General features: G+C 66.9%; 10 protein-coding genes. 6 read left to right on the forward strand and 4 right to left on the reverse strand.

Annotated elements, in window-relative coordinates:
- The first annotated feature begins 472 nt into the window (after positions 1-472).
- The 3 genes from ACIBW7_RS42325 to ACIBW7_RS42335 all read left to right on the forward strand — a co-directional run bounded on the left by ACIBW7_RS42325 (position 473) and on the right by ACIBW7_RS42335 (position 16,942).
- Positions 473-14,500, forward strand: a complete 14,028-nt coding sequence (locus ACIBW7_RS42325) for an amino acid adenylation domain-containing protein (RefSeq protein ID WP_397056667.1) — start codon at positions 473-475, stop codon at positions 14,498-14,500.
- 10 nt (positions 14,501-14,510) lie between these two features.
- Complete coding sequence (locus ACIBW7_RS42330; RefSeq protein ID WP_397056669.1) at positions 14,511-15,440, forward strand: aldo/keto reductase; 930 nt, start codon at positions 14,511-14,513, stop codon at positions 15,438-15,440.
- 137 nt (positions 15,441-15,577) lie between these two features.
- Complete coding sequence (locus ACIBW7_RS42335; protein WP_397056671.1) at positions 15,578-16,942, forward strand: wax ester/triacylglycerol synthase domain-containing protein; 1,365 nt, start codon at positions 15,578-15,580, stop codon at positions 16,940-16,942.
- A gap of 277 nt (positions 16,943-17,219) precedes the next feature.
- Here the strand turns inward: ACIBW7_RS42335 and ACIBW7_RS42340 are convergent, their stop codons facing one another.
- Positions 17,220-18,422: a cytochrome P450 gene (locus tag ACIBW7_RS42340; protein ID WP_397056673.1), complete on the reverse strand. Its 1,203-nt coding sequence runs from the start codon at positions 18,420-18,422 to the stop codon at positions 17,220-17,222.
- Between the two features lie 105 nt (positions 18,423-18,527).
- The gene (locus ACIBW7_RS42345) at positions 18,528-19,124 is read right to left on the reverse strand and encodes a TetR family transcriptional regulator (protein ID WP_397056675.1); all 597 of its coding nucleotides are present in this window, start codon (positions 19,122-19,124) and stop codon (positions 18,528-18,530) included.
- 339 nt (positions 19,125-19,463) lie between these two features.
- Here ACIBW7_RS42345 and ACIBW7_RS42350 point away from each other — a divergent pair, with 339 nt between their 5' ends.
- Positions 19,464-20,918: a class I adenylate-forming enzyme family protein gene (locus ACIBW7_RS42350; protein ID WP_397056677.1), complete on the forward strand. Its 1,455-nt coding sequence runs from the start codon at positions 19,464-19,466 to the stop codon at positions 20,916-20,918.
- 336 nt (positions 20,919-21,254) lie between these two features.
- On the opposite strand, the gene ACIBW7_RS42355 is transcribed toward ACIBW7_RS42350, so the two are convergent.
- Positions 21,255-23,603, reverse strand: a complete 2,349-nt coding sequence (locus ACIBW7_RS42355) for a hypothetical protein (RefSeq protein WP_397056679.1) — start codon at positions 23,601-23,603, stop codon at positions 21,255-21,257.
- A gap of 130 nt (positions 23,604-23,733) precedes the next feature.
- Positions 23,734-24,435: a MerR family transcriptional regulator gene (locus tag ACIBW7_RS42360; protein ID WP_397056681.1), complete on the reverse strand. Its 702-nt coding sequence runs from the start codon at positions 24,433-24,435 to the stop codon at positions 23,734-23,736.
- Between the two features lie 266 nt (positions 24,436-24,701).
- Here ACIBW7_RS42360 and ACIBW7_RS42365 point away from each other — a divergent pair, with 266 nt between their 5' ends.
- Positions 24,702-25,154, forward strand: a complete 453-nt coding sequence (locus ACIBW7_RS42365) for a hypothetical protein (protein ID WP_397056683.1) — start codon at positions 24,702-24,704, stop codon at positions 25,152-25,154.
- A gap of 53 nt (positions 25,155-25,207) precedes the next feature.
- On the forward strand, positions 25,208-26,101 hold the full coding sequence (locus ACIBW7_RS42370) for an ROK family protein (RefSeq protein WP_397056685.1): 894 nt from the start codon (positions 25,208-25,210) through the stop codon (positions 26,099-26,101).
- The last annotated feature ends 210 nt before the right edge of the window (positions 26,102-26,311 follow it).

Genomic DNA, 26,311 nt, shown 5'->3' on the forward strand with positions numbered 1-26,311 from the left:
CGAATGGCATAGCCGGTGATCGGCTGGTTATCTGCACTGGTGGTGCGAATGCAGTTGTCAGCGGGTGCCGATCAACTGCGGAGGCTCCGACTCGGGCGCGGGGACCCGACGGGGCGTGAGTCATTGCTGTGATAGCGAGAGCGTACTGATTCGAGGGTTGCGCCCGAGCGGGGGAACGTCGTGGCGGACCTTCACCTAGGCTGTTACAGGCCGCGTTGTGAGGCCGATCGCGTTTCTTGGAGCGAATGTCGTAACAGATTCCCGCTCTTGGGGATATGTGACAAGTTCGCTCTTGTAAACTCGAACGCTTGGCTTGCGGCGGTATGGCAGTCAGTTAGTGAAGTACGTGCGTTCCATTATGCGGGTGCGATCTTTAGGCGCGCAATAGGTGAGAGGTGTAGTACCGGAAATGGCAAGGGATCGTCGTTCCGCACGTAGTAGTCGTCGCCGAGTCGGTCTACTCTTCGGGAATTTGCTCGCGGCCGCTGTGGAGTCCGCCGCCAATGCCGTCGCCATCCGGTTCAACCCTTCGGGCGATCCGTCCGATGCCAGACAGCTGACCTATCGCGAACTCGACGAGTCGTCGTCGCGGTTGGCGCGCGAACTCATCGAACACGGTGTGGGCGCGGGCGATGTGGTGGCGATCGGTATCGCGCGCAGCATCGAATCCGTGCTTGCCGTGTGGGCGATCGCGAAGACCGGCGCCGCATACGTGCCCGTGGATCCCGGATATCCGGCCGACCGGATCGAGCACATCCTCGCCGATTCCGGCGCCGTCCTCGGGCTGACCACCACGGCTCACCGCTCGGTGCTCGGTACGAGTGTGGACTGGATCGAACTCGACGACCCGGCGCACGCCGGACGCATCGCCGAACGCCCGGCCCATCCGATCTCCTACGCCGACCGGGTCCGTCGGCTGGACGAGCGGCATCCCGCCTACGTCATCTACACCTCCGGATCGACCGGACGGCCCAAGGGCGTCGTCGTCTCGCACGGTGGCCTGGCCGGACTGGTCGCCGCGCAGCGCGAGCAGTACGCGGTGACCGGGGAGTCACGGGTCCTGCATGTCTGCTCGCCCAACTTCGACGTTTCGGTGCTCGAGCTGCTGCTGGCCTTTTCCGCCGGTGCGACCTTGGTGATCGCGCCGCCTTCGGTGTTCGGCGGGGCCGAACTCGCGGATCTGCTGCGGCGCGAGCGCGTCAGCCACATGCTCATCACCCCGGCCGCCCTGGAATCGGTGGATCCGGACGGTCTGGACGAGCTGCGGGTCGTCGTGGTGGCCGGTGACAAGTTCGGCACCGAGCTGGTCGGCCGCTGGGCGGGCGAGCGCGCGTTCCACAACGGCTACGGCCCCACCGAGGCGACGATTCTCGCCACCGGTACCCCGCCGCTGGTGCCGGGCGAGCCCATCACGATCGGCACGGCCATTGCCGGTGTCGGTGCGTTCGTCCTGGATGCGCGATTGCGCCCGGTGCCCGCCGGGGTGATCGGCGAACTGTACCTGTCGGGTGCCGCGCTGGCACAGGGGTATCTCGGGCGGCCGGGGCTGACCTCGGAACGGTTCGTGGCCAGCCCGTTCGGCGCCGATATCGGTAACCCGGGCGCGCGGCTCTACCGGACCGGAGATCTGGTGCGGCGCACCGAAGAGGGCGGCGTCATCGAGTACCTGGGTCGCTCCGACTTCCAGGTGAAGATTCGCGGCTTCCGCATCGAGCTCGGCGAGATCGACAACGCGCTCACCGGCCACCCTGATATCGACTTCGCGGCGACCCTCGGCAAGACGCTGCCGTCGGGTGCGACCGCGCTGGTGGCCTATGTGCTGCCGAGGACCGGGGCCGTTGTGGACACCGACGCGCTCGCCGAATTCCTCGGAGAGTCGCTGCCCGCGTACATGATTCCAGCCGCCTTCGTGGTGCTGGACGAGATTCCGCTGACCCCGGTCGGCAAGCTCGACCGTGCGGCACTGCCCGAGCCGGTCTTCGCCCCGCGCGCATTCCGGGCCGCCGAGACGCCGGTCGAGGAAATCATCGCCGAGGTATTCGCCGGGTTGCTCGGTGTCGACCGCGTCGGCCGGGACGACTCGTTCTTCGCATTGGGTGGCGATTCGATCCTGTCGATCCAGCTGGTCTCGCGGGCGAAGGCGCGCGGTGTCGTATTCACCGCCGCGGAGGTGTTCGAACATCGCACGGTCGAGGCATTGGCCGAGATCGCCAGATCGGTCGATGCGGTGGAGCAGCAGCGGCTGGCGGAGCTGCCCGGCGGCGGGGTGGGTGAGCTGCCGTTGCTGCCGATCATGGCGGCGATGCTGCCGAGCGACTCGTCGTATCGGCGGTTCTCGCAGACGATGGCGCTGCGGCTGCCCGACGGCATCGATCGGGAGACCCTGGTCGCGACCATCGGCGCGGTCTTCGATCACCACGACATGCTGCGCGCTCGGTTGCGTGAAGCCACCTCGGATACCGTCCGGACCTTCGAGGCCTTGGAGCGCGGCGCGGTGGACGTCGACGCGCTGGTGCATCGGGTCGAGGTGCCCGCCGATATCGACGATGCCGAGTTGTCGCGGCGGGCGAGTGTCGAATACGACGCGGCGCTGGGCCGCCTCGATCCGGCGAACGCGGTGATGGCGCAGTTCGTCTGGTTCGCTTTCCCGCAGGGCGGTCGCCGTCGTGATGTCTTGCTGGTCGTCGCGCACCACATCGTGGTCGACGGGGTGTCCTGGCGGATTCTGATTCCGGACCTCGCGATGGCCTGGTCGCAGCTCGCGGCGGGGCAGCAGGTGGCGTTGCCCGCCAACGGAACCTCGATGCGGCGCTGGGCGCACGCCCTGCGCGATGCGGCGCAGGATCCGGCGCGGGTTGCGGAACTGCCCTTCTGGCAACAGGTTTCGGGCACCGAAGACCCGCTGTTCGGTGCGCGTGCGTTCGATCCGGCGGTGGACACTTTCGGCACCGTCGATCGCGTCGAGGTGACGCTGCCGGTCGAGGTGACCGATGCGCTGCTGACCGCGATCCCGGGCCGGTATCGCGGTGGTGTCAACGACGGCCTGCTCTCGGCGCTGGCGCTGGCGGTGAGCAAGTGGCGTGGCGACAGCGCGGGCGGCGCCGCGCTGGTCAAGCTGGAAGGCCATGGCCGCGAAGAGGAGATCGTCTCCGGCGCGGATCTGTCCAGGACCGTCGGCTGGTTCACCAGTGCGTACCCGGTCCGGCTCGATCTCGCCGGCGCCGATCTCGCCGAGGCGTTCGCGGGCGGAAAAGCCTTGGGCGACATCGTGAAATCGGTGAAGGAGCAGCTGCTCGCGGTCCCCGACAAGGGGCTCGGCTACGGCCTGCTGCGCTACCTGAACCCCGAGACCGCCGGACAACTGAGCACCGCCGCCGATCTGGGCGGCGCCCCCCAGATCAGCTTCAACTACTTGGGCCGGATGTCGACGGGGGAGATCCCGGCGCAGCTCGGTGCATTGGGCTGGGTCCCGGTCGCGGATCTGGGACAGCTGGATGCCGAGATGGATCCGGATATGCCCGCGAACGGCGTGATCGACATCAATGCGATCGTCACCGACGGTGCCGACGGACCGCAGCTGGGTGCGTCGCTCGCCTTCCCACGCGGGTTGTTGTCGCGGGAGCAGGTGCAGGAGTTCGCCGATCTGTGGGTCGCGGCGATGCACGCACTGGCCGAGCACGCGCGGCATCCGGATGCCGGTGGGCTGACGCCGTCGGATCTGCCGTTGGTCACGGTCGGCCAGTCGGATATCGAAGTGTGGGAACGGAATTACCCGGCGCTGTCGGATGTGTGGCCGCTCTCCCCGCTGCAGTCCGGGCTGCTGTTCCACGCGCAGCTCGCCGAGTCGAGTATCGATGTCTATACCTCCCAGGCGACTGTCGACCTGGGCGGCGACGTGGACGCCGAGCGACTGCGGGCGGCGGCCCAGGCCATCCTGGACCGCTATCCGAATCTGCGCACCGCATTCGTCGCCGGCGCCGACGGCCGCGCCGTGCAGGTGGTCCTGGATCGGGTCGAAGTGCCTTGGCGGGCAGTAGATCTGACGCATCTGCCCGAATCGGAGCGATTGGCGGAACTGCGGCGACAGGTGGCCGCGGAGCGGGAGACCGGCTTCGATATGTCGGCGGCGCCCCTGATGCGGTTCACCCTGTTTCGCACGGATCAGTGGCATCTGGTGATCACCACCCATCACATCCTGCTCGACGGCTGGTCGATGCCGCTGTTGATGCGAGATGTGCTGGTGCTCTATGCGACTCGGGGCGATCGGTCCGCGCTGCCGCGGGTGCCCTCCTACCGCACCTTCCTGAGCTGGCTGGCCGGTCGGGATCGGGACGCGTCGCTGCGGGCGTGGGAACAGGCGCTCTCCGGTGTGGCGGAGCCGACTCTGCTCGCCCCGCAATCGCGGATGGTCGCAGCCCACGGCAGCGGCAAGGTGGTCACCGAGATCGACACCGAGCGCACCCGCCGGATCACCGAGCTGGCCGCCGAACTCGGCGTCACGGTGAACACGGTGTTGCAGGCGGCGTTGGGCATCCTGCTCGGGCGATTCACCGGTCGCGACGACGTGGTGTTCGGCACCACGGTGTCCGGCCGTCCGGCGGAGTTGTCCGGCGTCGAGTCGATGGTCGGTTTGTTCATCAACACGTTGCCGGTGCGCGTGCGGGTAGACGGCCGGCTCGCGGTCGGCGAGTTCCTGCAGTCGCTGCAGCGCGAACAGGCCGGTCTGCTCGACCACCACTATGTGGGTCTGACCGACATCCAGCGGATCGCCGGTGCCGGAGCGCAATTCGACACCCTGCTGGTCTTCGAGTCCTACCCGATCGACCGGGAGGCGATCGCCGCCGCCGATTCCATCGACGGCATGTCGGTGACCGCCGTCGGTATGGAGGACGGCGCGCACTACCCGCTGACGCTGGTGGCGATCGCGGCGTCGACGATCGAGCTGACATGGCGGTATGCCGGTGGCGGGTTCACCGCCGATGAGGTGGGAACCCTTGCCGCGCGGCTGATCCGGGTTGTCGACGCGCTGATCGGCGATCCCGCGGCCCGCGTCGGCGATATCGACATCATGCTGACCGACGCCGAGCGGGATCGCATCCTGCTGGACTGGAACGATACCGGTCATGCGGTCGAACCCGAGCTGCTGCTGGACGGCTACCGGCGCGCGGTACTGGCGCATCCGGATCGGGTCGCGGTGGCCTACGAGGGCGCCGAACTCACCTACGGGGACCTCGACGAGCGGGTGAATCGCCTTGCCCGCCTGCTGATCTCGCAGGGTGTCGGCGCGGAATCGCTGGTCGGTCTCGCGGTCCGGCGCTCGCTGGATCTGGTCGTCGGCATGTACGCGGTCCTCACCGCGGGTGGTGCGTACGTGCCCGTGGACCCGGATCATCCGGCCGACCGCGTCGAGCACGTGCTGACCGCGGCGCAGCCGGTGTGCGTGCTCACCACGACCGCGGATGCCGTGCCGGTGCCGGACGGAATTCCGTTGCTGCACATCGACACCGCGGATCTGGACGGATTCGCCGGTACCCCGCTGGCGGCCGGGGAGCTGCTGCGGCCGGTGCGCCCGGAGAGCCTGGCGTATGTGCTGTTCACCTCCGGCTCCACCGGACGGCCCAAGGGTGTCGCGGTCTCGCACCGGGCGATCGGCAACCATCTGGCCTGGATGCAGTCCCGCTATCCGCTGCATGCCGACGATGTGTACCTGCAGAAGGCCGCCTTCACCTTCGACGCATCGATGTGGGGCTACTTCATTCCGCTGCGGCTCGGCGCCAAGCTGCTGATGGCCACGCCCGACGGTCATCGCGACGCCACCTACATCGCGGAAACCATTGCGGCGCAGCAAGTTACCGTCACCGACTTCGTGCCTTCGATGCTCGCGGTGTTCGCCGCCCACACGCCTGCCGGTGCGCTTCCGACGCTGCGGCACATCATCGTCGGCGGCGAGCTGCTGCCCGCGGAGACCGTGGCCGCGGTGCGAGCGGTCTGCGACGCGTCGGTGCTCAACGTGTACGGGCCGACCGAGACCGCGGTGGCCGTCACAACCTGGCTCGCGACCGGCGACGAGCAGGGTGGCCTGCCGATCGGATCGCCGGTCTGGAACAGCCGCCTGTACGTACTGGATGCCCGCCTGCGGCCGGTGCCCGCCGGGGTCACCGGTGAGCTCTACATCGCCGGTGATCAGCTGGCCCGCAGCTATCTGGGGCGCGCGGATCTGACCGCGGATCGGTTCGTGGCCAACCCGTTCGGAACGGGCGAGCGGATGTACCGGACCGGCGACCTGGTGGCCTGGACCGCGCCCAGTGTCCTGAAATACCTGGGCCGCACCGACTTCCAGGTGAAACTGCGCGGACAGCGCATCGAACTCGGCGATATCGAGGCGGCGCTGCTGGCGCAGCCGTCGGTGAGTCAGGCGGCCGTCCTGGTGGTGCCAACGGAACTCGGCGACCAGCTGGTGGCCTACGCGGTCCCGGCACCCGGCGCGCACCTCGAGGTGGAGCCGCTGCGTGCCGCGCTGGCGGGCACGCTGCCCGCGTACATGGTTCCGGCCACGATCGTGGAGCTGGCCGAGTTCCCGCTCAGCACCGCGGGCAAGCTGGACCGCAAGGCGCTGCCGCGGCCGACCCTGGCCGGCCGGGAATTCCGCGCCCCGTCAACCCCGCTCGAAGAGATAGTTGCCGGTGTGTTCGCCGAGGTGCTCGGTGTGGACCGGGTGGGCGCCGACGACGACTTCTTCGTCCTGGGTGGCAACTCGCTGGTCGCCACTCAGGTCGTGGCTCGGCTGAGTGCGGCGTTGGACGCGCGGGTGCCGGTGCGCACGCTGTTCGACGCACCGGTGGTCGCCGACCTGGCGGCGCGGATCGTGCCGGATTCCGAGAACGCGGATCGGCCGCCGTTGACGCGGGCCGTGCGACCGGCGCGCATCCCGCTCTCGCTGGCGCAGCATCGGATGTGGGTGCTCAACCAGGTCGACACCGAATCCCCGTCCTACAACCTGCCGTTCGCCATCCGGCTCACCGGCACCCTGGACGTGCCCGCACTGCGCGCGGCCGTCGCGGATGTCCTGGAGCGGCACGAGGCGCTGCGCACGCGGTTCCCGGTCGACGGCCCGGACGCGACGCCGCGCCAGGAGATCCTGTCCGTGGCCGAAACGCTGCCGAGCGGACTGGAGGTCGAGACGACCGCCGATCCGGATCGGGTCGCGGCAATGTTGTCCACCGGATTCGATGTCACCGAACATCCGCCCGTGCGCATCCGGTTGTTCTCCGACCCGGCCCGCGACGAGCATCTGCTCGTCCTCGTCACGCATCACATTTCGGCGGATGGCGTCTCGCTGGCACCGCTGGCGCGGGATCTGGCCACGGCCTATCTCGCGCGTACCGCGGGGATCGCCCCGGGTTGGGCTCCGCTGCCGGTGCAGTACGCCGATTTCGCGCTCTGGCAGCGCGAAGTCATCGGTACCGAAGACGACGAGAACTCCATTGCCGCACAGCAATTGGCTTACTGGCGGCGACAGCTGGCCGGTGTGAGCGAAACCGCGCGGCTGCCGCTGGACCGTCCGCGTCCGGCGCAGGCATCGATGCGCGGTGCGGCGACCGAAATCGCCGTGCCCGCGCAGGTGCACGCCGATCTGGCCGACCTTGCGCGCCGGCACAATTCGTCGCTGTTCATGGTCGTGCACGCGGCCTTGGCCGCGCTGCTCGCGCGGCTGTCCGGCGGTTCGGATATCGCGATCGGTACGCCGATCGCGGGTCGCGGCTCAGCCGAGCTGGATGATTTGGTCGGCATGTTCGTGAATACGCTGACCCTGCGCACCGATGTCGATCGCGACGCCCCGTTCGCGGCATTCGTCCAACAGGTCCGCGAAACCGACCTGTCCGCCTTCGCCAATGCGGAGATTCCGTTCGAGCGGGTGGTCGAGGAGGTGCTGCCCGCCCGGGCCGTCTCGGCTAACCCGTTGTTCCAGGTGATGCTGTCGTTCCAGAACATCGAGCAGCCGACACTGGAGCTGCCCGGTCTGACGGTTTCGGCCGTCGATACCGGTGAGATCGTCGCGAAATTCGATCTGCAGGTGATCGTCGAGGCGCGCGTCGGCGACGACGGCACGCCGGACGAGCTGGTCATCGGCTTCGCCTATGCGACGGACCTTTTCGAGGAAGCCACCATCCATGGCCTCGGCCGTCGATTCGAGCGGATCCTCGCCGCGGTCGCCGCCGACGCGCAGGTGATCGTCGGTGCCATCGACATCCTCGACGAGGCCGAACGGGACCGGGCGCTCGCCGCGCCCGTCCGGACCGCCGAACCGGTCCCGGCCGAAGAGGTCACGCTGCTGCCGCAGCTGTTGGCCGATGCCGTTGACACCAATCCGGACGGTGTCGCGGTGATCTTCGCCGATGCCACCGAGCAACTGGCCGAATGGGAGTACGTCGACCTCGACGAGCGCTCGAGCAGGCTGGCTCGACTGCTGATCGACCGTGGCATCGGCCCGGAGGATCTGGTCGCGATCGGCATTCCGCGCTCGCCGGAGTCCGTGCTCGCGGTGTGGGCGATCGCCAAGACCGGCGCCGGATTCGTCCCGGTGGATCCCAACTATCCCGCCGAGCGGGTCCGGCACATGATCGCCGATTCGCATGCGGTACTGGGACTTACGGTCACCGAGCTCGGTGCCGATCTGCCCGACGAGGTGCAGTGGCTGACCATCGATGCCGACGATATCGATCGGCGGCTCGACGACTACAGCGCCGATCCGGTGACGGATGCGGATCGATTGCGTCCGTTGCTCGCCGCGCATCCGGCCTATGTCATCTACACCTCCGGATCGACCGGTAAGCCCAAGGGCGTGGTCGTCACGCAGGCCGGTTTGTCGAGTTTCTGCGAGGAACAGCGCGAGCGCTACCGGGTGACGAGCAGTTCGCGCACACTGCATTTCGCATCGCCGTCGTTCGACGCGTCGGTGCTGGAACTGCTGCTGGCCATCGGTGGCGCCGCGACGATGGTGGTGGCGGCACCGTCGGTCTACGGTGGCGAGGACCTGGCCGCGCTGCTGCGCCGGGAGCGGGTGACCCATGCGTTCATCACGCCCGCGGCGCTGGCTTCCGTCGACCCGGCGGGCCTGGACAAGCTCCGTGTGGTCATCGCCGGTGGCGAGGCCTGCCCGCCGGAGCTGGTGCGGCGCTGGACGATTCCGATCGCCGGACGGCGTACCCGCGAGTTCTACAACGGGTACGGGCCGACCGAGACCACGATCATGACCAATATCAGCGCGCCGCTGGTGCCGGGGGAGACGGTCACCATCGGCGGGCCGATCCGCGCCATCACCGAGTACGTATTGGACGATCGGTTGTCGCCGGTGCCGGATCGCGCCGTCGGCGAGCTCTACATCACCGGAGCGCAGGTGGCCCGCGGCTACCATGAGCGCCCTGCGCTGACTGCCGCCCGGTTCGTGGCGAATCCGTTCGATCGCGACGGCGCCAGGCTGTACCGGACCGGCGATCTGGTCCGACGGACGGTCGACGGTGCGCTGGAATATCTGGGCCGCAACGACTTCCAGGTCAAGGTCCGCGGCTTCCGCATCGAACTCGGCGAGATCGACGCCGTTCTCGCGGCGCACGAAACCGTCGACTTCGCGGTCACCATCGGACACGAAATCGCCAGCGGTGCAACCATTCTCGTCTCCTATGTGCATGCCGCCGCCGGTGCGGTGGCCGATGCCGACGAGCTCACCGCATTCGCGGCGAACAGCCTGCCCGCGCATATGGTGCCGACCACCGTCATGGTGCTCGACGAGATTCCGCTGACCCCGGTCGGCAAGCTCGACCGCGCCGCGCTGCCCGCGCCGGTGCTGCACACCAGGGCATACCGTGCCCCGTCCGGGCGATGGGAAGAGCTGGTCGCGAGCGTATTCACCGAATTGCTCGCGCCCGCGACACCGGTCGGCGCCGACGACGACTTCTTCGAATTGGGCGGCAACTCGCTGATCGCCACCCGGCTGGCGGCGCGGCTGGGCGCCGCATCCGACACCCGGGTTCCGGTGCGCCTGCTGTTCGAGGCATCGTCGGTGTCCGCGCTCGCGGCCAGGCTGAGTGAGAACGAGGCCGGAAACGACCGTCCGGAGCTGATCGCCGGTCCGCGGCCGGAGCGGATCCCGTTGTCCGCGGCGCAGCAGGGCATGTGGTTCCTCAACCGCTTGGACACGAACTCTCTGGCCTACAACGTGCCGATGGCGGTGCGCTTGACCGGTGCCGTCGATACACAGGCGCTGCGGGCGGCGATCGGGGATCTGGTCACCCGCCACGAGATCCTGCGCACGGTCTACCCGCCCATCGATGCGGGCCCGGTGCAGGTGATCCTGCCTGCGGCGCAGGCGATTCCGCCGATGCTGGTCCAGGCCATCGATCCGGCCGAAATCGTGGACGCGGTGGCCACCATGGTGCGGACCGCCTTCGACCTCACCGTCGAGGTGCCGGTCCGGGTCAGCCTGTTCGACCTCGGCGAGGGCGCGAACGGGCGCGAATACGTGCTGGCGATGGTCGTGCACCACATCGCGGGCGACGGTTCGTCGATCGGCCCGCTGGCCCGCGATCTGATGATCGCGTATGTGGCGCGCAGCGCAGGACAGGCGCCGAATTGGGCTCCGCTGCCGGTGCAGTACGCCGACTACGCCATCTGGCAGCGCGAACTGCTGGGTGCCGAGGACGATCCGGAATCGTTGGCGGCCAAGCAGATCGGGTATTGGCAGCAGGAATTGGCCGGATTGCCGGAGCAGCTCGACCTGCCCTCGGATCGGCCCCGCCCGCTGGTGCGGTCCTTCGCGGGCGGTCAGGTTTCGGTGCGGATAGACGCCGAAACCCACAGCGCGCTGGCCGAATTGGCGCGGGCCCAGGGCGCGACCGTGTTCATGGTCGTGCACACCGCGCTCGCTGTGCTGCTGGCCCGCTTGTCCGGGACCAACGATATCGCCATCGGTACGCCCAGCGCCGGACGCGGCGACGCCGCGCTCGACGACCTCATCGGCATGTTCATCAATACCCTGGTATTCCGAACCCGATACGACGGCGGCGCGCGTTTCACCGAACTGCTCGCACGGCAGCGGGAGACCGATCTGCAGGCCTTCGCGAACTCGGATGTGCCGTTCGAGCGGCTGGTCACTGTGCTCAACCCGGTGCGCTCGCCCTCGCGGCATCCGCTGTACCAGGTGGGGCTGTCGTTCCAGAACCTGGACCGCGTCGCACTGGAACTGCCCGGGCTGACCGTCGCGAGCCTGGATATCGGCGTCGAGGTATCGCAGTTCGATCTGCACTGGTATATCGGCGACGCCTACGACGAGGCGGGCACGCCGCTGGGTATCGGCGGCATGGTCACCTACGCCGCCGATATGTTCGATCCCGCCACCGTGCAGGATTTCGTGGATCGGTTCGCGCGCCTGCTCACTGCCATCGCCGCCGATCCCGGTGTGGTGCTGGGCGAGATCGAGCTGACCGATGCGACCGAACGCGCCGCGCTGCTGTCGGATGCGGCCGATACCGCGCACCCGGTTTCGGCGGATTTCCTGCTGACCGGTTACCGCCGTGCCGTGGCGACGACACCGGATGCGGTGGCCGTCGTGCACGACGAGACCGCCTGGACCTATCGGGAATTCGACGAGCGCGTCAACCGCCTCGCCAGGTACCTGATCGCACAGGGTGTCGGTCCCGAATCCGTTGTGGCGCTGGGGATACCGCGTTCGCCGCAGCTGGTCGCCGCGATGTATGCGGTGCTGACCGCGGGCGGCGCGTATCTGCCGCTGGACCTCGACCATCCGGCCGACCGGATCGGGTACATGGTGGCGACGGCCGAGCCGGTCTGCGTACTGACGACCGACGGCAATTCGGTACCCGTCACGGGAGTTCCCGTCGTCGACCTCGACTCCCTCGAGCTGTCGGAATACTCCGGTGAGCCGGTCGAGTTCGGCGAGCTGCGTGCGCCGCTGCACGCCGATCATCCGGCGTACGTGCTGTTCACCTCCGGCTCGACCGGTCGGCCCAAGGGCGTCATGGTCTCGCACGGTGCGATCACCAACCAGATCGAATGGATGGTGGCGGAGTACGGCTTCGGTGCCGAGGATGTCTACCTGCAGAAGACGGCGACGACCTTCGACGTATCGCTGTGGGGCTATTTCGCCCCGCTGTGGGTCGGCGCGCAGCTGGTGCTCGCGGCACCGCACGGACAGCGCGATCCCGGCTATATCGCCGAGCTGATCGCCACCCACCGGGTGACGGTCACCGATTTCGTTCCGTCGGTACTGCAGGTCTTCCTGGCCGCTGCCCGGGTGGAGCAATTGGCGTCGCTGCGTGCGGTTTTCGTCATCGGTGAGGCCTTGCCGCCCAACACCGTCGCCGATTTCGCCGCACTGTCGGATGCCGGACTGCACAACCTGTACGGCCCCACCGAGGCGGCGGTATCGGTGACGTATCGGCCCGCCTCCATCGACGACCGGCTGACGGTGCCGATCGGTGTCTCGCTGTGGAATACCCGCACCTATGTGCTGGATTCCCGGCTGCATCTCGTACCCGCCGGTGTCGTCGGCGAATTGTATTTGGCGGGTAGCCAATTGGCACGCGGCTATCTCGGTCGCACCGACCTGACCTCTGATCGGTTCGTCGCCGACCCGTACGGCCCGGCCGGTGCCCGGATGTACCGGACCGGTGATCTGGTGCGGCGCCGTGCCGACGGAGTACTGGAGTATCTGGGGCGCACGGACTTCCAGGCAAAGATCCGTGGTCACCGGGTCGAGCTGGGTGAGATCGAGGCCGCGCTGCTCGCGGATCCGTCCGTCGCCCAGGCCGTCGTCGTGGTGGCGAAATCGGAGACCGGTGATCAGTTGGTCGCGTATGTGGTGCCCGTAACCGACCTGGAGGCAGATGTCCTGCGCGACTCGCTGTCACACGTGCTTCCGGGCTACATGGTGCCCTCGGCCATCATGGTCCTCGAATCCTTCCCGGTGAACAGCAGCGGCAAACTGGATCGGGCCGCGCTGCCGCGGCCGGTCCTGCGCGCCCGTGAGTTCGTGGCACCGGCGACCGAAACCGAGCGTGCCGTTGCCGAGGTGTTCGCCGAAGTGCTCGGCATCGCCCGGGCCGGCGCCGAGGACGATTTCTTCGATCTCGGCGGCACCTCGCTGCTCGCTTTCACGCTGCAGCGCGCGTTGGCCAACCGGCTGGGTATCGATGTGCCGATGGCGGCGCTGTTCATCGCACCTACCGTGCGCGGCCTGGCCACCCGTCTCGACAATCCGGACGAGCCCGCGGCCGTGGTCCCGGGCACCGACACCGCGACGATCACCACCGACGCCGTGCTCGAACCGGAGATCGATGGTGCGGGCCGCACACCGGCTCGTGCCGATGCCCCGCGCGACATACTGCTCACCGGCGCAACCGGATTCGTCGGTGTGCATCTGCTGCGGGAACTGCTGTCCAGCACCGGGGCAACGGTCTGGTGCCTGGTGCGCGGCGACGATAGCGAGCGGGCCTACAAGCGGATTCGCGACGCCATGCAGCTGTACCGGATCTGGGACGATGCCTATCAGGGGCGAATCGTCGCTGTCGCAGGTGACCTGGCCGCACCCGGCCTCGGGCTCGACCAGTCCGACTGGGCCCGGCTCGCTGAGCAGATCGACGCGATCTACCACAACGGAGCTCGCGTCAATCACATCGAGCCGTACGGGCGGTTGCGCGCCGCCAATGTGTCGGGCACTCGTGAGGTGCTGCGGTTGGCGACCACGGGTCGGATCAAACCGGTGCACTTCGTCTCCACGGTCAATGCCGTGATTCCGAACGCGCCCGCACCGGATTTCATCGCCCGTGAGGATGTGCAACTGCAGGTCGACGAGGTTTCCGGAAACGGCTATGTGGCAAGTAAATGGGTCGCCGAACAACTGATCCGCCAGGCCGGTGCACGCGGTGTGCCGGTGAGCATCTACCGTCCCGGAACCGTGTCCGGCGATCCGCGGCTCGGGGTGAACAGCGTCGACGACTCGTTCTGGAACATGATCCGGGCGGCCGCCATTCTCGGACTCGCCCCGGATATCGGCGACGCCACCATGTCGCTGGTGCCGGTGAACTATGTGGTGGGCGCCATCGTCGCGCTGGCGGATCAGCCGCCGGTCGGCGCGGCCTATCACCTGGTGAACACTCGTCCGGTGGCGATCGTCGATATCTTCGAAGCCCTGCGCAGGCACGGGATTCCGATCGAGATCGCATCGATCGAGGAGATCGCGACCAAACTGGCCGAGGAAGCGGCGGCGCGCGATGCGACCGGCGACGATTCGCTGGTGCGCGCCGCCTTGGTCAGCGGCAACTACGGCGGGGCCGCGGCTGCCGTCGACGACACCGATACCCGAATCGAGTTGGCGCAGTACGGTATTCACTGCCCGCCCATCGATGCCGCGGCCTTGGATGCCTATGTCAGGTCCTTCATCGATGCGGGTTTCTTTCCCGCCCCGAGCGACGTTCAGCTGTAGAGAGGAAAGCATGACCGCCGAAGCCCAGTCCCGTCCCGCCGCTGCCTCGGGCACCTTCGCCCTCGGTGGTGACCTACCGGTCACACGCCTGGGCTATGGCGCAATGCAGCTGACCGGTGACGGTGTGTGGGGCGACCCGAAGGATCCGGATGAGGCCGTGCGCGTACTGCGTCGTGCCGTCGAGCTCGGTATCACCCTCATCGATACCGCGGATTCCTACGGTCCGTTCGTCAGCGAAACTCTCATCCGCCAGGCCCTGCACCCGTATCCGGACGACCTGGTCATCGCGACCAAAGCCGGGCTGGCCCGCCCCCGTCCGGGCGAGTGGGTGCCGATCGGCCGCCCCGAATATCTGCGCCAGCAGCTGGAATTGAGTCTGCGCCATCTCGATGTAGAACGCATCGATCTGTTCCAGCTGCACCGGATCGACCCGCAGGTGCCGCTTGCCGACCAGCTCGGCGAGCTGGCGTCGCTGCAGCAAGAGGGCAAGATCCGCCATATCGGCCTCTCCGAGGTGACCGTCGCTCAGCTCGACAAGGCCCGCAAGATCGCCGATATCGTCTCGGTACAGAACCAGTACAACCTCGCCAACCGCAGCGCGGAGGACGTACTCGAATACGCCGAGGCGAACAATATCGCCTTCATCCCCTGGTTCCCCATGGCCACCGGCGATCTCGCGCGTCCGGGTGGTCCGCTGGACAGCCTCGTGCGCGACGACGCCAGCCCGTCCCAACTCGCGCTCGCCTGGCTGCTGCGCCGCTCGCCGGTCATCCTGCCCATTCCCGGCACCTCCAGCGTGGCGCATCTCGAGGAGAACACCGCCGCCGCCACCATCACACTCACCGACGACGAATTCGCCGCCCTGTCCGCGGTGAGCGCCCCCGCGTCGGGTAGCACACGCGGTTGGCGTTCCCTGTTGCCGAAAGTGTCGCGTAGCTGAGGAAGCGCCGGGTCCCTCGGCGAGGCGGCCGGGGACCCGGGAGTTGATCGGTAGCGCCGACACCCATTTCGATTCCGGGAGACGTGACGCCCCCCTGACGGATGGCATAGTGCAGCAATCGGATCGACGAGAGCAGCATGATGTATGAAGCACAGCTGGTGGCCAATGACGCCGCCTATTACTACTTGGCCCGTTCGGGCCGGGTCACCGACTGGCCGATGTGGTGGGTATTCGACAACGGCGACGCACCGCTGACCGCTGCCGATATCGCCGATCACTTCGAGGCCCGGGCCGAGCTCCTCGAACCGCTGCGCCGTCGGATCCAAGAGGTGCCCGGCGGGCTCGGGCACCCGTTCTGGGTGGTCGATGACAGTCCGATCGACGCGCACATCGTCACTCATGCTGCGGCGCAACTGGATTGGGCGCAGTGCCAGGACGAGATCGGGCGCATTCTGGCGCAGCCGCTGGACGCTGGGGTCAGTGCCTGGGAGCTCCACGTATTTCCGAACGTGACCGGCATTGCGACACCGAGTGGCGTGGGCACCGTAGTGCTGATACACGTCAGTCATGCGCTGATGGCGGGTCCGGCTATGACGTCGCTGTCGGAGGCGTTGTTCGCTTCGGTGCCATTACGGATCGAGGGGCAAGGTCCCGCGGCGCAACGCCCGCGTCCCGCGCTTGCCGCCGTGGCCGGTGCGCTGCGCTGGCCGTTGCAGGCGCTGCGTTTCAATGTCCGCGTCCGGCGTGAGATGCGTCGGATCGCCCGTGAAAACGACGACAGCGGCCCGAACACGCCACCGGTCACCGCTACTGTGCTCAATCGTCGGATCGGGCCGAGACGCGCGATGCGGTCGATTCCGTTGGAACTGCGGGTCGTTCGTGCTCCGCGGATCACGGTGACGGCCCTCGGACTGACGGCGATGTCCCGCGCCATGCAACGCTATCTCGAAAAGCGGGATGGCTCGTGTCCTGACGATCTCGCGGTATTGGTGACCGTCGCGGTGCCCGACGCGCCGGTGATGGGTGTCAATTACGTCGGGGCCGCCGCGGTCGAGCTGGCCGCTGCGGAACCCGACCTCGCCGTTCGTGCACGGGCGGTCGACGCCACACTTCGCATGCGCCGCGATTCGCCGTCGGGTCGCCGGGAACTCAATCGACTCGGACTCGTCGACTTGCTGCCCAGCCGCACCTACCGAACGCGATTCGGTACGCTCGCGCCCGCCGACCCGGATGCCCCGGCCTATGCACACACCATCCTGACCAGCATTCGCTGTGCGCCGACCGTCGAATGGTCACTGGCGGGCAAGCCGTTTCACTTCGCGGGCATGCTGCCGCCGGTATATCCGGAAATCGGATTGGCGCATTCGTTCGTCGGCGCGGGTGACACCTTCACCGTATCCGTGGCATGTGATCCCGATATCGTCCCGGATCTCGACGACTACTGCGATCTGCTGCGGGAGTCGTGCCATGAGGTCGCGGCCGCTCTTGGAGAGTCGCGCTGACGGCGGCTTCGCCTCTGCGTGCCGCACAGCCGGCGCGGCGGCGGTGCGGGGGTTCCAGCAGTTCGCGCCGCGTCGGCTCGTTGCGCAGGTGAGCGCGTGGTCGGCCGGGTCGAGGGGAGGCTCAGCCTCTTCGGCGACCTGAGCCTCGGGTTCGGGATGTTTCCCACGCACCGATGCACGCGCCACGCAAGTTTTGTCCCGCGATTTCGTGCCCGACACGGCAGAAGATGCGCCGGGCTGCGTCGATATCGCGGCAACCTGTCGCCTCGGGAGACGCCTACCAGGCGACCGGGAGGGCTTTGGGTCCGCGCACCAGCAGACCGGTCTTCCACGGCACCTCGTCGACCGGTACGGCGAGGTGCAGGGTCGGGAACCGTCGCAGCAGTGACCCGAGCGCGACTTGCAGCTCCACCCTGGCCAGTTGTGCGCCGAGGCAGTGGTGCGCGCCGTGTCCGAAGGCTATGTGCGGGTTGCGTTCTCGGGTCAGGTCCAGGTCTTCGGGATCATCGAAGACCGTCTCGTCGCGATTGGCGGCCTGGGTATTGACGAATACCGACTCACCGGACCGGATTCCGACCCCGCCCAGCTCGAGGTCCTCGGTGGCGATTCTGGGAAAAGAACCGCCCGCACCCAATTGGACGTAGCGCAGTAGTTCCTCCACCGCGCTGGGGACGAGTTCTGGTCTGCCGCAGAGCGATTCCCAGTGTTCGGACTCGGTCAGCAGCACATAGGTGAAGTTGGCGATCTGATTGGCGGTGGTCTCGTGGCCCGCGATGAGCAAGCCGATACCCAGGTTGACCAACTCCGCCTCGCTGAGCCGGTCCTCGTCATCGCGCGCGGCGACCAAGGCGCCGAGCAGATCGTCGGTCGGCTGCTCGCGACGCTGCGCCACGAGCTCGGTGAGATACGCCTCCAGGCCCGCGCGTGCGGCGCTGATCTGTTCGCGAGTGTATGCGGTGGTGGACAGCACCGTATCGGAGAAATCCCGGAAGCGGTGCTGGTCTTGCGGTGGGACGCCGAGCATTTCGCAGATCACGGTGACCGGCAGCGGCAAGGCGAGCAATTGCACCAGATCGGCCGGTGGGCCGGATCGCTCGATTTCGTCGAGCCGCTCGTCCACGATCTGCTGGGCGCGCGGGCGCAATGCCTGGACCCGGCGGCCGGTGAACGCTTTGACCACGAGTTTGCGTAGCCGCGTGTGCTCCGGTGGATCCATGCTCAGCAGCGAATTGCGGCGCGCGGGTTCCGGCGTGGTGCGCGGAATATCCTCGCGTTCGACCGCCGCGGCACGGCTGAATCTCGGGTCGGCGAGTACCTGTTTGACGTCCTCGTAACGAGTGACCAGCCAGCCCTCGCCACCGTAGGGGAGCCGGACGCGGCTGATCGGTTCCTCTCGGCGCAGCCGCGCGTAGAGCGGATCCATATCCAGGCGGGTCGGGGCGCTGAAGGGAAAGCTTCGCACCTCGTGGTCGACAGTCATGCGATCTCCCTCCGCGACACCGACGAGGGGCGTCCGAGCGATGTAAGCGAGTGCTTACATCTGATGGTAGGGAGGGCGTGGTGGCCCGTCAACGGTTGAATCCCGTTATGACGGTGGAAATTTCACATCCACCCGTTCCAGCAGCACCCGCGCGGCGCGCAGCACATGCTCGGCAACCGCCGCTGGATCGGCGCCGGCCAGCGGATCTCGGCGATGTACCGAGCGAACCAAACCGATGCCGAGCAGCCATGCGAGCAGGAGATCGGCACGCAACTCGGCATCGGCACCATCAGTTAGTGCGGAAAGCGCTCCCACGTACTCGTCGCCCAGTTCCCGCCGCACCGCGGCCGCGCCCTCGTCATGTCCGCTGGAGCGCAGTGCGGCCTGCAGCCAATGTGACTGTGCCGCAGAGCCGGTCGGCTCCAGCGCGCGTGCCAGTAGGCGGCTGAGCAATGCTTCGGCAGGTCCCTCCTCGAGCACGCGCCGACCCCGGTCCGCTATCGACGCACGGAACAGCTCGTCCTTATTGCCGAAGTAACGGAACAGCAGCGCCTGATTCACTCCGGCCCGTGCGGCTATCTCGCGTACCGTGGCGCGCTCGTAGCCGCGTTCGGCGAACAGTTGTTGTGCCGCCGCCAAAATGGCGAGTCGCGTTGCGGCCGCATCCCTTTTGCGGCCGACCGGCTCGTACTGACCAGACATGCACCCTCCGGTTGATCCCAGACAGTGCAGCGTAAGTCGCGTTCCCAAAAATGGGAATGGGGATTGTGCGGGCGGCCGTGTTGTGGCGGTACTGTTCTGCCCTGGCACCGCTAAGAATTGGACCTCGATGTGGTGCCGGAGGCGTCACGATGCGGAAAGGCGTTGGTCGCGCGGCCCTTCGGGTTCCATTGCTCACCTCTTGTTCCCCCTTGCCGGGAGGTGCCGGGGAAAGCCGCCGCGACCTGCGATGGGTGCCGTTCGTGACCCCACTCCCGATTGCGGAATATCGAATTCCGCAACGGGAGTGGGACACCACCCGCGCCATCGGAAGGACTATTGATGGATGCCTGCGATCGGCCGTTTCTTGTTTCCGTCGATGCCGATCCGCTTCTATCATTCGGTCAGCTGGAGTCGTGGGCCGAGACCGTCGCACGGAGTTTGAAGAAGAATGGCGTCGGTGTGGGTGACGTAGTGGTCGCCGAACTACCGAATTCGCCTGCCTTCGTCGCCGTAATGTCGGCCGCCTGGAATATCGGTGCAGTATTCGCGCCGGTGGATCCGCGGCTGAGTGCGCGGGAGAAACAGCAGATTTTTACACTGGCTCGGCCCCGAGTGGTGGTCGCGCCGACCCTCGCTTCGATCGAGTCGCCGACGCTATTGTGGCGCAACCCGTTCGAACCCCCGGCGCAGCTGGAGTGGATCCCGGCCCCGCCCGCGCGCCGCGGCGGCTGGATACCGACGGTGCCCGCACCCGCGGTGCACGAGGACGACCGGCTGATCCTGTTCACCTCCGGCTCCACCGGAGCGCCGAAGGCAGTGGCACTGTCGGAGGCCAACATCGCGGCCGGAATCGCCGCTGTCGCAGACCATTTCGCTCTCACGCCGGACGACCGCACCATCGCGCTGCTGCCGTGGGCACAGAGCCACGGCCTGTTCGCGAACCTGATGGCGACGTTGCGCAGCCGGTGCACCATGGTGCTGCCCGGCGCGGGTGAGGCGCGACAAACGCACCGACTGCTGGATGCGGCGGCGCCGACCTGGCTCACGGTGATGCCTATGCAGCTGGCCGGTATCACCGCGGGACTGGTGGCATCGCGAAAGCGGGCGCGCGGCATGCGTTTTCTGCGCACCGCGTCGGCCCCGCTGTCCCGCCTCGCGGCCGAGCGCGCGGAACGGCTGCTCGACTGCCCGGTCGTGGAGGCCCTGGAACTGGCCGAAACCAGCCACCAGGCGGCGGCCGATCCGCCGTCGTGGGAGCGGGTGCCCGGCACGGTCGGTACCCCGACCGGCGTCGAATTCCGATTGGCCGGTGACGAAATCGCGGGCGGGCGCGAATTGGAAGTCCGCGGCACGGCACTGTTCAGCAGATATGTCGGCAATCCCGCGGCCACCGCTGCCGCCTTCACTACCGACGGCTGGCTGCGCACCCGTGACGTGGCGCGCCGGGAAGAAGACGGCCGCCTGCGAATCCTGGGGCGGCTCAGTGAAATCGCACATCGCGGCGACCACGCGGTCGCACCGGTCGATGTCGAGGCCGCGCTGGACGAGCATCCAGACGTCGTCTCCTCGCTCGCGACCCGGGTGCCGCATCCGCATTTCGGCGATGACGTCGCGGCGGTCGTCCACTTGCGCGAGGGTTCGCAGACCACCAAACGCGACATCATGCGCCACTGCCACGCGCATTTGGCCGAGCATCAGATTCCGGGCCGGCTGCGTATCGTGCAGCGGCTACCTCAGTTGCCGAACGGTAAGCCAAGCCGTCGCATGGCGGCGCAGCTGTTCGAGGTCGGCTGAACAACGATCGACATAGAGCCGTGCTGGACCGGAATTCTCCGGTCCAGCACGGCTTTCCACTATCCCGATCGGTTGCGCTGGCAATGACCGGGATTTTGCGCCACGTACAGATCATCAGCTGGTCGCATATGTCGTTCCCGTGCCGGGACAGTCGATGCGTGCCTCCGGCCACCACTCTGCATGCTAAATGGACGCGGCTGAACTTACGAGGTTTGTCGCGGCGGAGTTGCTGAGCCATATGATGCTCGGGCGGCACCTTCTGTTGCGTCGCGCACGAAATCGCAGTGCGGCAACGTGCCCGGCAGTTGTATCGGGGCATCTCGGCCGGGCGTGTGGCTAGAACGTCGGAATGGCTTTCGACGGGGTGAGGGTGCTGCTGCCGGTCCAGTACTCCGGTAGTGCCATCTTCTGCAGGATTTCCGAGGCTCCCGCAAAGTTCTCGGCTTCGGCGGCGGCCAGGTACTCCCGGCTGAGGTGCACATTGATGAATCTGTTCATCAATGCGGCACGGTCTCGGGTTACGGTGCCGGTCAGGTTGGGCAACGTATTCCCGGTGCCCGACACAACATCCCGGATGGCATGGATGACCGGCTCGGTCGGGCTGTTGAAGTAGTTGCGCAGGAACTGCTGCTCCGGCGCAGTGAAGCTGCTGAACTGCAGATCGGGATCGGCGAAGCGACGTTCCGCCAGCCGATGCGCGGTCCGCTTGAACAGCGCGACGTTGGCTGGGGTCTCGCCCAATTTGAGCACGCCGAGCGAGGCAATGGCCTGCCCGACATGCTTGTCCCCGTCCCACATATTCGGCCCCCAACTCGTGCGGTAGTTGTAGGCCTTGATGGCGTTGGTTCGCATCTCCTTATCGGTGAATCCGGCACTGAACAAAGCCGCTTCGGCATCGCCGAGGCTGGCGCCGCGGTCGACTACCCGATCGATCGCGACGGCGGCGCCCATCGGCGTGTGGCCATAGGTCGCCGCTGCGGACCTGGCGGAGTCGATGATCTGCTCGCGGGTGCGGTAGTAATTGCGGATCCAGCCGAACCGGTCCGCCTCCACCGCCATCCGCATGTTCGCCAGCTCCGCTTGCTGCCGCATCCCGGAGCGCGAGCTCAACGGTGATCGTCTGCGGCCCATGAGATATTCGGCTACCGGACTGGCGTTGACCGTGTTGATTGCCGCGAGTGCGGTGACAAGCCGCTGGCTTCCGGACATGCTGCCGCCCGACCCCATCATGGGTCCCCCGCCGCCGCCACCGGCCGGGGCGGCATGTCCATTCGCCAGCACACCACCGATCTGACCCGCTATGCGGCCGGGTGCGCCGGCCAGACTTCGACTCATCCGGCGCAGCAAGACGATTCCGACGAGCATGAACGATCCGCCGATGAAGATCACCGCGATGCCATGGCCTTGCGCCTGTTTGAACACATCGCCCAGAACAAGAGCGTAAATGCCGAGATAGACGGTGAAGGCGATCATTTTCCCGGCCGAGACGAAGGCATCGACCAGATTGCGCACCAGGAAGGTCTGGCTCGGTCCGTAGACGAATCCGCCTGCGGCGAATCCGAAGATGGCCATGAAGGCGTGATAGATCGCCTCGGCCGCGGCCACCACGATTTTTCCGGAGAGGTAAACGCCGAACATGAGCAGCACGGCGGCGAAAATCAGCAATAGCAGGCCGGTGCAGATCTGACCCGCATTGGGATTATCGGCCTTGGTGTATGCCGCGATGTCACCGCAACGCTTCATACCACTGGCGACCTTGTCATCGCTACCGGCCGCTACTCCGGCCGACCATGCGGCGCGGCAGGCCGGTGATTCGTCCACCACATGGCCGAAGTTCCACACCTGCAACGGATACCGCACGAAGTTGTCCGCGAGCGTGCCCTCGATGGAAGTGACGACCGCATCGGTATTCGGGTTCGCCTGGCCGTTCAGACCTGCGGCTACCGCGACACCGACGTCGCGGCCCTGCGCGAGCAGCCCGTCCGAGGACAGCACATCGGCCATCGGATGCGCCAAGTACGTCACGCCGAACAGACCGACCGCGAGCATTGTCACGACCTGAAGAGTGGCCTTGGAGAAGTGTCCGCGTATTACGAACCAGGCGACGAAGAACGCGCCGATCGATACGGCCAGGGTCAGCACGATCGGCGTGGCGATCTGGCCGGAGAGGGTGTCGGCGACCCGCGTCAACGGCTGCGCGATGAGGTCGAGCCAACGGAAGCTCACCACATAACGGATCACCCAGATGCCGGTCACCTCGGTGGCCATGAACCCGGCGAATTCCAGATCGAGAATGGTCGATAGCGCCGCATTCCCGGGGTGTAGGACGTTGCCGTGGTTCGTGGTGAAAACGTAATTGGCCAGCGGTACTCCGGATGAATCACGGACCTCCATCCAGCCGATGGCATCGATCGTCGAGGCCCCGGTGGTATCTGTCCCCGTCTGCGCCGTCGCCACCGCACCGATCGTCATCGGAATAACGAAAAGTATGAATACGGCGAACAGCAGCCTGACCGCTGTTCGGCGCAGCCGAGTTGCGCCGATCCAATGCCCGCATCGACGCAGCACCACACGCGGCCGCCAGCGCGCCGTATCCCAGAACTCCAAGTCCGACAGCGCATTCGGGCGGCCCGCTCGGCCATCCCTGATCCGCTTGCCAACGAGACTATCCGATCGCCCGAACACGCATATGAACATAATTGGTGGTCGAACACCGAAAACCCTTTGGGCTCAGGGTGATTCGTAAAAAATTCGTATGGAGATCCGCGCGACTGTTACCGAAAGCACATCGAATTGTTTTGGGCAGGATTCGATATCAGCTCGGCGGCAGTTCGGAATGTCTGGCGAAGGCCTGATCGATCAGCTCCGATGTGGCGCGCGTGGCGATCAGTCGGGCAATGGCCAAATCCGATTCGAGTTTGGCGCGGTCCTTCGGTGTGCGCCCGGACTGTTCGTAGGTCTGGCCCGCCAGGAAGTAGAACAGTTGGGTCGCATACTGATCGGCGATCTGATTGCAATCGGCTCTGAGCCGCTCGACCAGTTCGAAGGCGTCGCGCGCGGAAATACCCGCATCGACGAGTCGGGTGGTCAGGTCGCCGCAGCGCGGATTGGTCATCCGGTAGGCCTCGTGTGGATCGCCGCTGGCGGCGAGAGCCTGCTGCACGTACTCCGGAAGTTCCGGGGGAGCCTGCCTGCGCTGCGGCCGAGGGGAGCCGGGTGCTGCGACCGTCGTCGGCTCGGAGACCGGCTGGTCGTTGACACCGAGCACCTCCGCCAATCCGTCACCGCGATCCCAGGCCTCGAGCAGTTCCCGAATCCCGTTCAACTTCATGCCCCGACTGAGCAGGCGACTGATCGTCTGCAATCGGTTGAGGTGATCCGACCCGTAATAGCCGATGCGCCCCCGGACATCGGGGGATGGAAGGAGTCCTCGTTCGTGGTACACGCGGACGCTGCGCACGGTGGTATCGGCTGCCCGCGCTAGCTCGTCGATCGTGTACTCGGACTCAACAGCCATATCCATAGGAAACCACAATTCGCTCCTCAGCGGATGGCCCGCGAACAAATGTACCGTTAACTAACGATACGCCAAGATCACATGTTGGTCAACGTGCCGTTAAGTAGCGGCAGAAGCGATTGCTCCCTGACGAATCGTGAGTTAACGTGCGTGGACCAGCAATCAACGCTGGCCCTTCCGGGGACTGTTGAGCAGCCCTGATGACCGCCCGACCAATGGGCCCGCACAACGGAGTTGGCGCGCCCTCGGCATCCCCGGAGACGGCTATGAGCATCACGCAATCTTCTTCCCGCGTCGTGGAAACCGTTGCGACAGCAAAGGTTTCGACGCTCCCCAGCGGGTCCGCCCATCGGCCGCCCTGCGCGGACGGTCCCGACGACTGGGATCTGGACGTCGGCACTCCGGAATCGTGGCGTGCGGCAATGCGAACCTGCGAGAGCTGCCCGGTGTTCGCGAAATGCGAACAGTTGGCGCAGACGCTCATCGAGCGCGGTACCGGCCCCCGCGCGATGATCTGGGCCGGAGTGCCCTATGACAGCGCGGGCAAGGTCGTCACAGATCTGGACCGCCATCGCATCACTCCCGTCGATCACAAGCGGCCGCTGCGGATCATCCGAACCGGCTCCCGTCCGGCCCCCGCCGAACCCGCTCCGGCGGCCCCACGCCGTCACATCGTGCTCGGTCGGAGACTGGAACCGACCGGAACCGGCGCACACTGACCTATGCTTCGTCCACTGTTCACGACGGACTTCATTCTGGCGGTGTGTAACTCATGACGATGTTGGCTCTGGAGATCGGGCCGAACGGTTTCGCGGTAAGTCGGGTGGCCGACAATGTCGGCGAGGACGAGATCCGACGCATCCCGATCCCGGCCCGCGCGGCCTGGGATGGCTGCCGTGACCTGCTACTCGAGGCCGCTGGTGGCGAGGATGTCACTCGGGTCGGAATCGGCTCCGTCGGCCCGCTCGATATGGCCGCCGGTGTGGTCGCACCGCCCGGTATCGTCGAGTGGGGGACAGGTTTCGGGATTGTGGCGGCAGTGGAAAAGCTGTTTCCGAACGCCATCGTCCAGTTGGCGCTCGACGGCGTCTGCCTCGGCCTGGCCGAGCGTAACTTCGGCGCGACGAACGACGTACTCGACGCGCTTGCGGTTATGGTCTCGGACCGGATCGGTGCCGGCGTCATGGTCGGTGGCTTCGTGGTGGTCGGCCGGACCGGAAATGCGGGAAACCTCGGCCATGTGCTGGTGCCGGGCTTCGATGAGCCTTGCGAATGCGGCGGACGTGGCTGTCTGGAGGCGGTCGCCGGCGGAATCTCCGCGGTGAAATGGGCACGCGCGCAAGGCTGGCAGGGCACCTCGGTCGACGACCTGGTCGGTCAGGCGCGTGCGGGTGACGAACTCGCCGATGCCGCGCTCAGCCGGGCCGGGACGGCGCTCGGCCGCGCGATCGCCTCGGTGGCCGCACTGCTCGACCTGGATCTGGTGGTCATCGGCGGCCCGCTGGCGGTGCCGGGTACCTCCCTGTGGAAAGCGCTCGGCGCTGCGGTCGCGACGCATGCCCGGCTCGGCTATCTGACCGGATTACGGGTCGTGCCATCGGAACTCGGCGCGGTGGGCGTGCTGGCTGGTGCCGGTGTGCTGGCACTGACGGCGGGAGAGGGCTAGCCCGTCGCGGTTGCGGGCGTTGAAATACGGCCTGAGACCAGTGCGTTCGTCGCTGGTCTCAGGCATTCTGCTGTGATTTGCCGCATCTCGCGCGAACTGCGCTGAGCTGCGGGAATTCTGATGCCTGTACACACGTTCTTAAGCGGACGTTAAGAAAAGACCGCTCGGTGAACATCGGGTGGTCGCGTCATGCAGACTGCAACTGATGTC

The sequence above is a fragment of the Nocardia sp. NPDC049526 genome (assembly GCF_044465765.1).
Classification (GTDB): domain Bacteria; phylum Actinomycetota; class Actinomycetes; order Mycobacteriales; family Mycobacteriaceae; genus Nocardia.

Coding starts and splice junctions, on each gene's coding strand:
- ACIBW7_RS42360 (WP_397056681.1), bottom strand. CDS start 24,435: ATGGCTGTTGAGTCCGAGTACACGATCGACGAGCTAGCGCGGGCAGCC.
- ACIBW7_RS42340 (WP_397056673.1), bottom strand. CDS start 18,422: ATGACTGTCGACCACGAGGTGCGAAGCTTTCCCTTCAGCGCCCCGACC.
- ACIBW7_RS42350 (WP_397056677.1), top strand. CDS start 19,464: ATGGATGCCTGCGATCGGCCGTTTCTTGTTTCCGTCGATGCCGATCCG.
- ACIBW7_RS42365 (WP_397056683.1), top strand. CDS start 24,702: ATGAGCATCACGCAATCTTCTTCCCGCGTCGTGGAAACCGTTGCGACA.
- ACIBW7_RS42330 (WP_397056669.1), top strand. CDS start 14,511: ATGACCGCCGAAGCCCAGTCCCGTCCCGCCGCTGCCTCGGGCACCTTC.
- ACIBW7_RS42370 (WP_397056685.1), top strand. CDS start 25,208: ATGACGATGTTGGCTCTGGAGATCGGGCCGAACGGTTTCGCGGTAAGT.
- ACIBW7_RS42335 (WP_397056671.1), top strand. CDS start 15,578: ATGATGTATGAAGCACAGCTGGTGGCCAATGACGCCGCCTATTACTAC.
- ACIBW7_RS42345 (WP_397056675.1), bottom strand. CDS start 19,124: ATGTCTGGTCAGTACGAGCCGGTCGGCCGCAAAAGGGATGCGGCCGCA.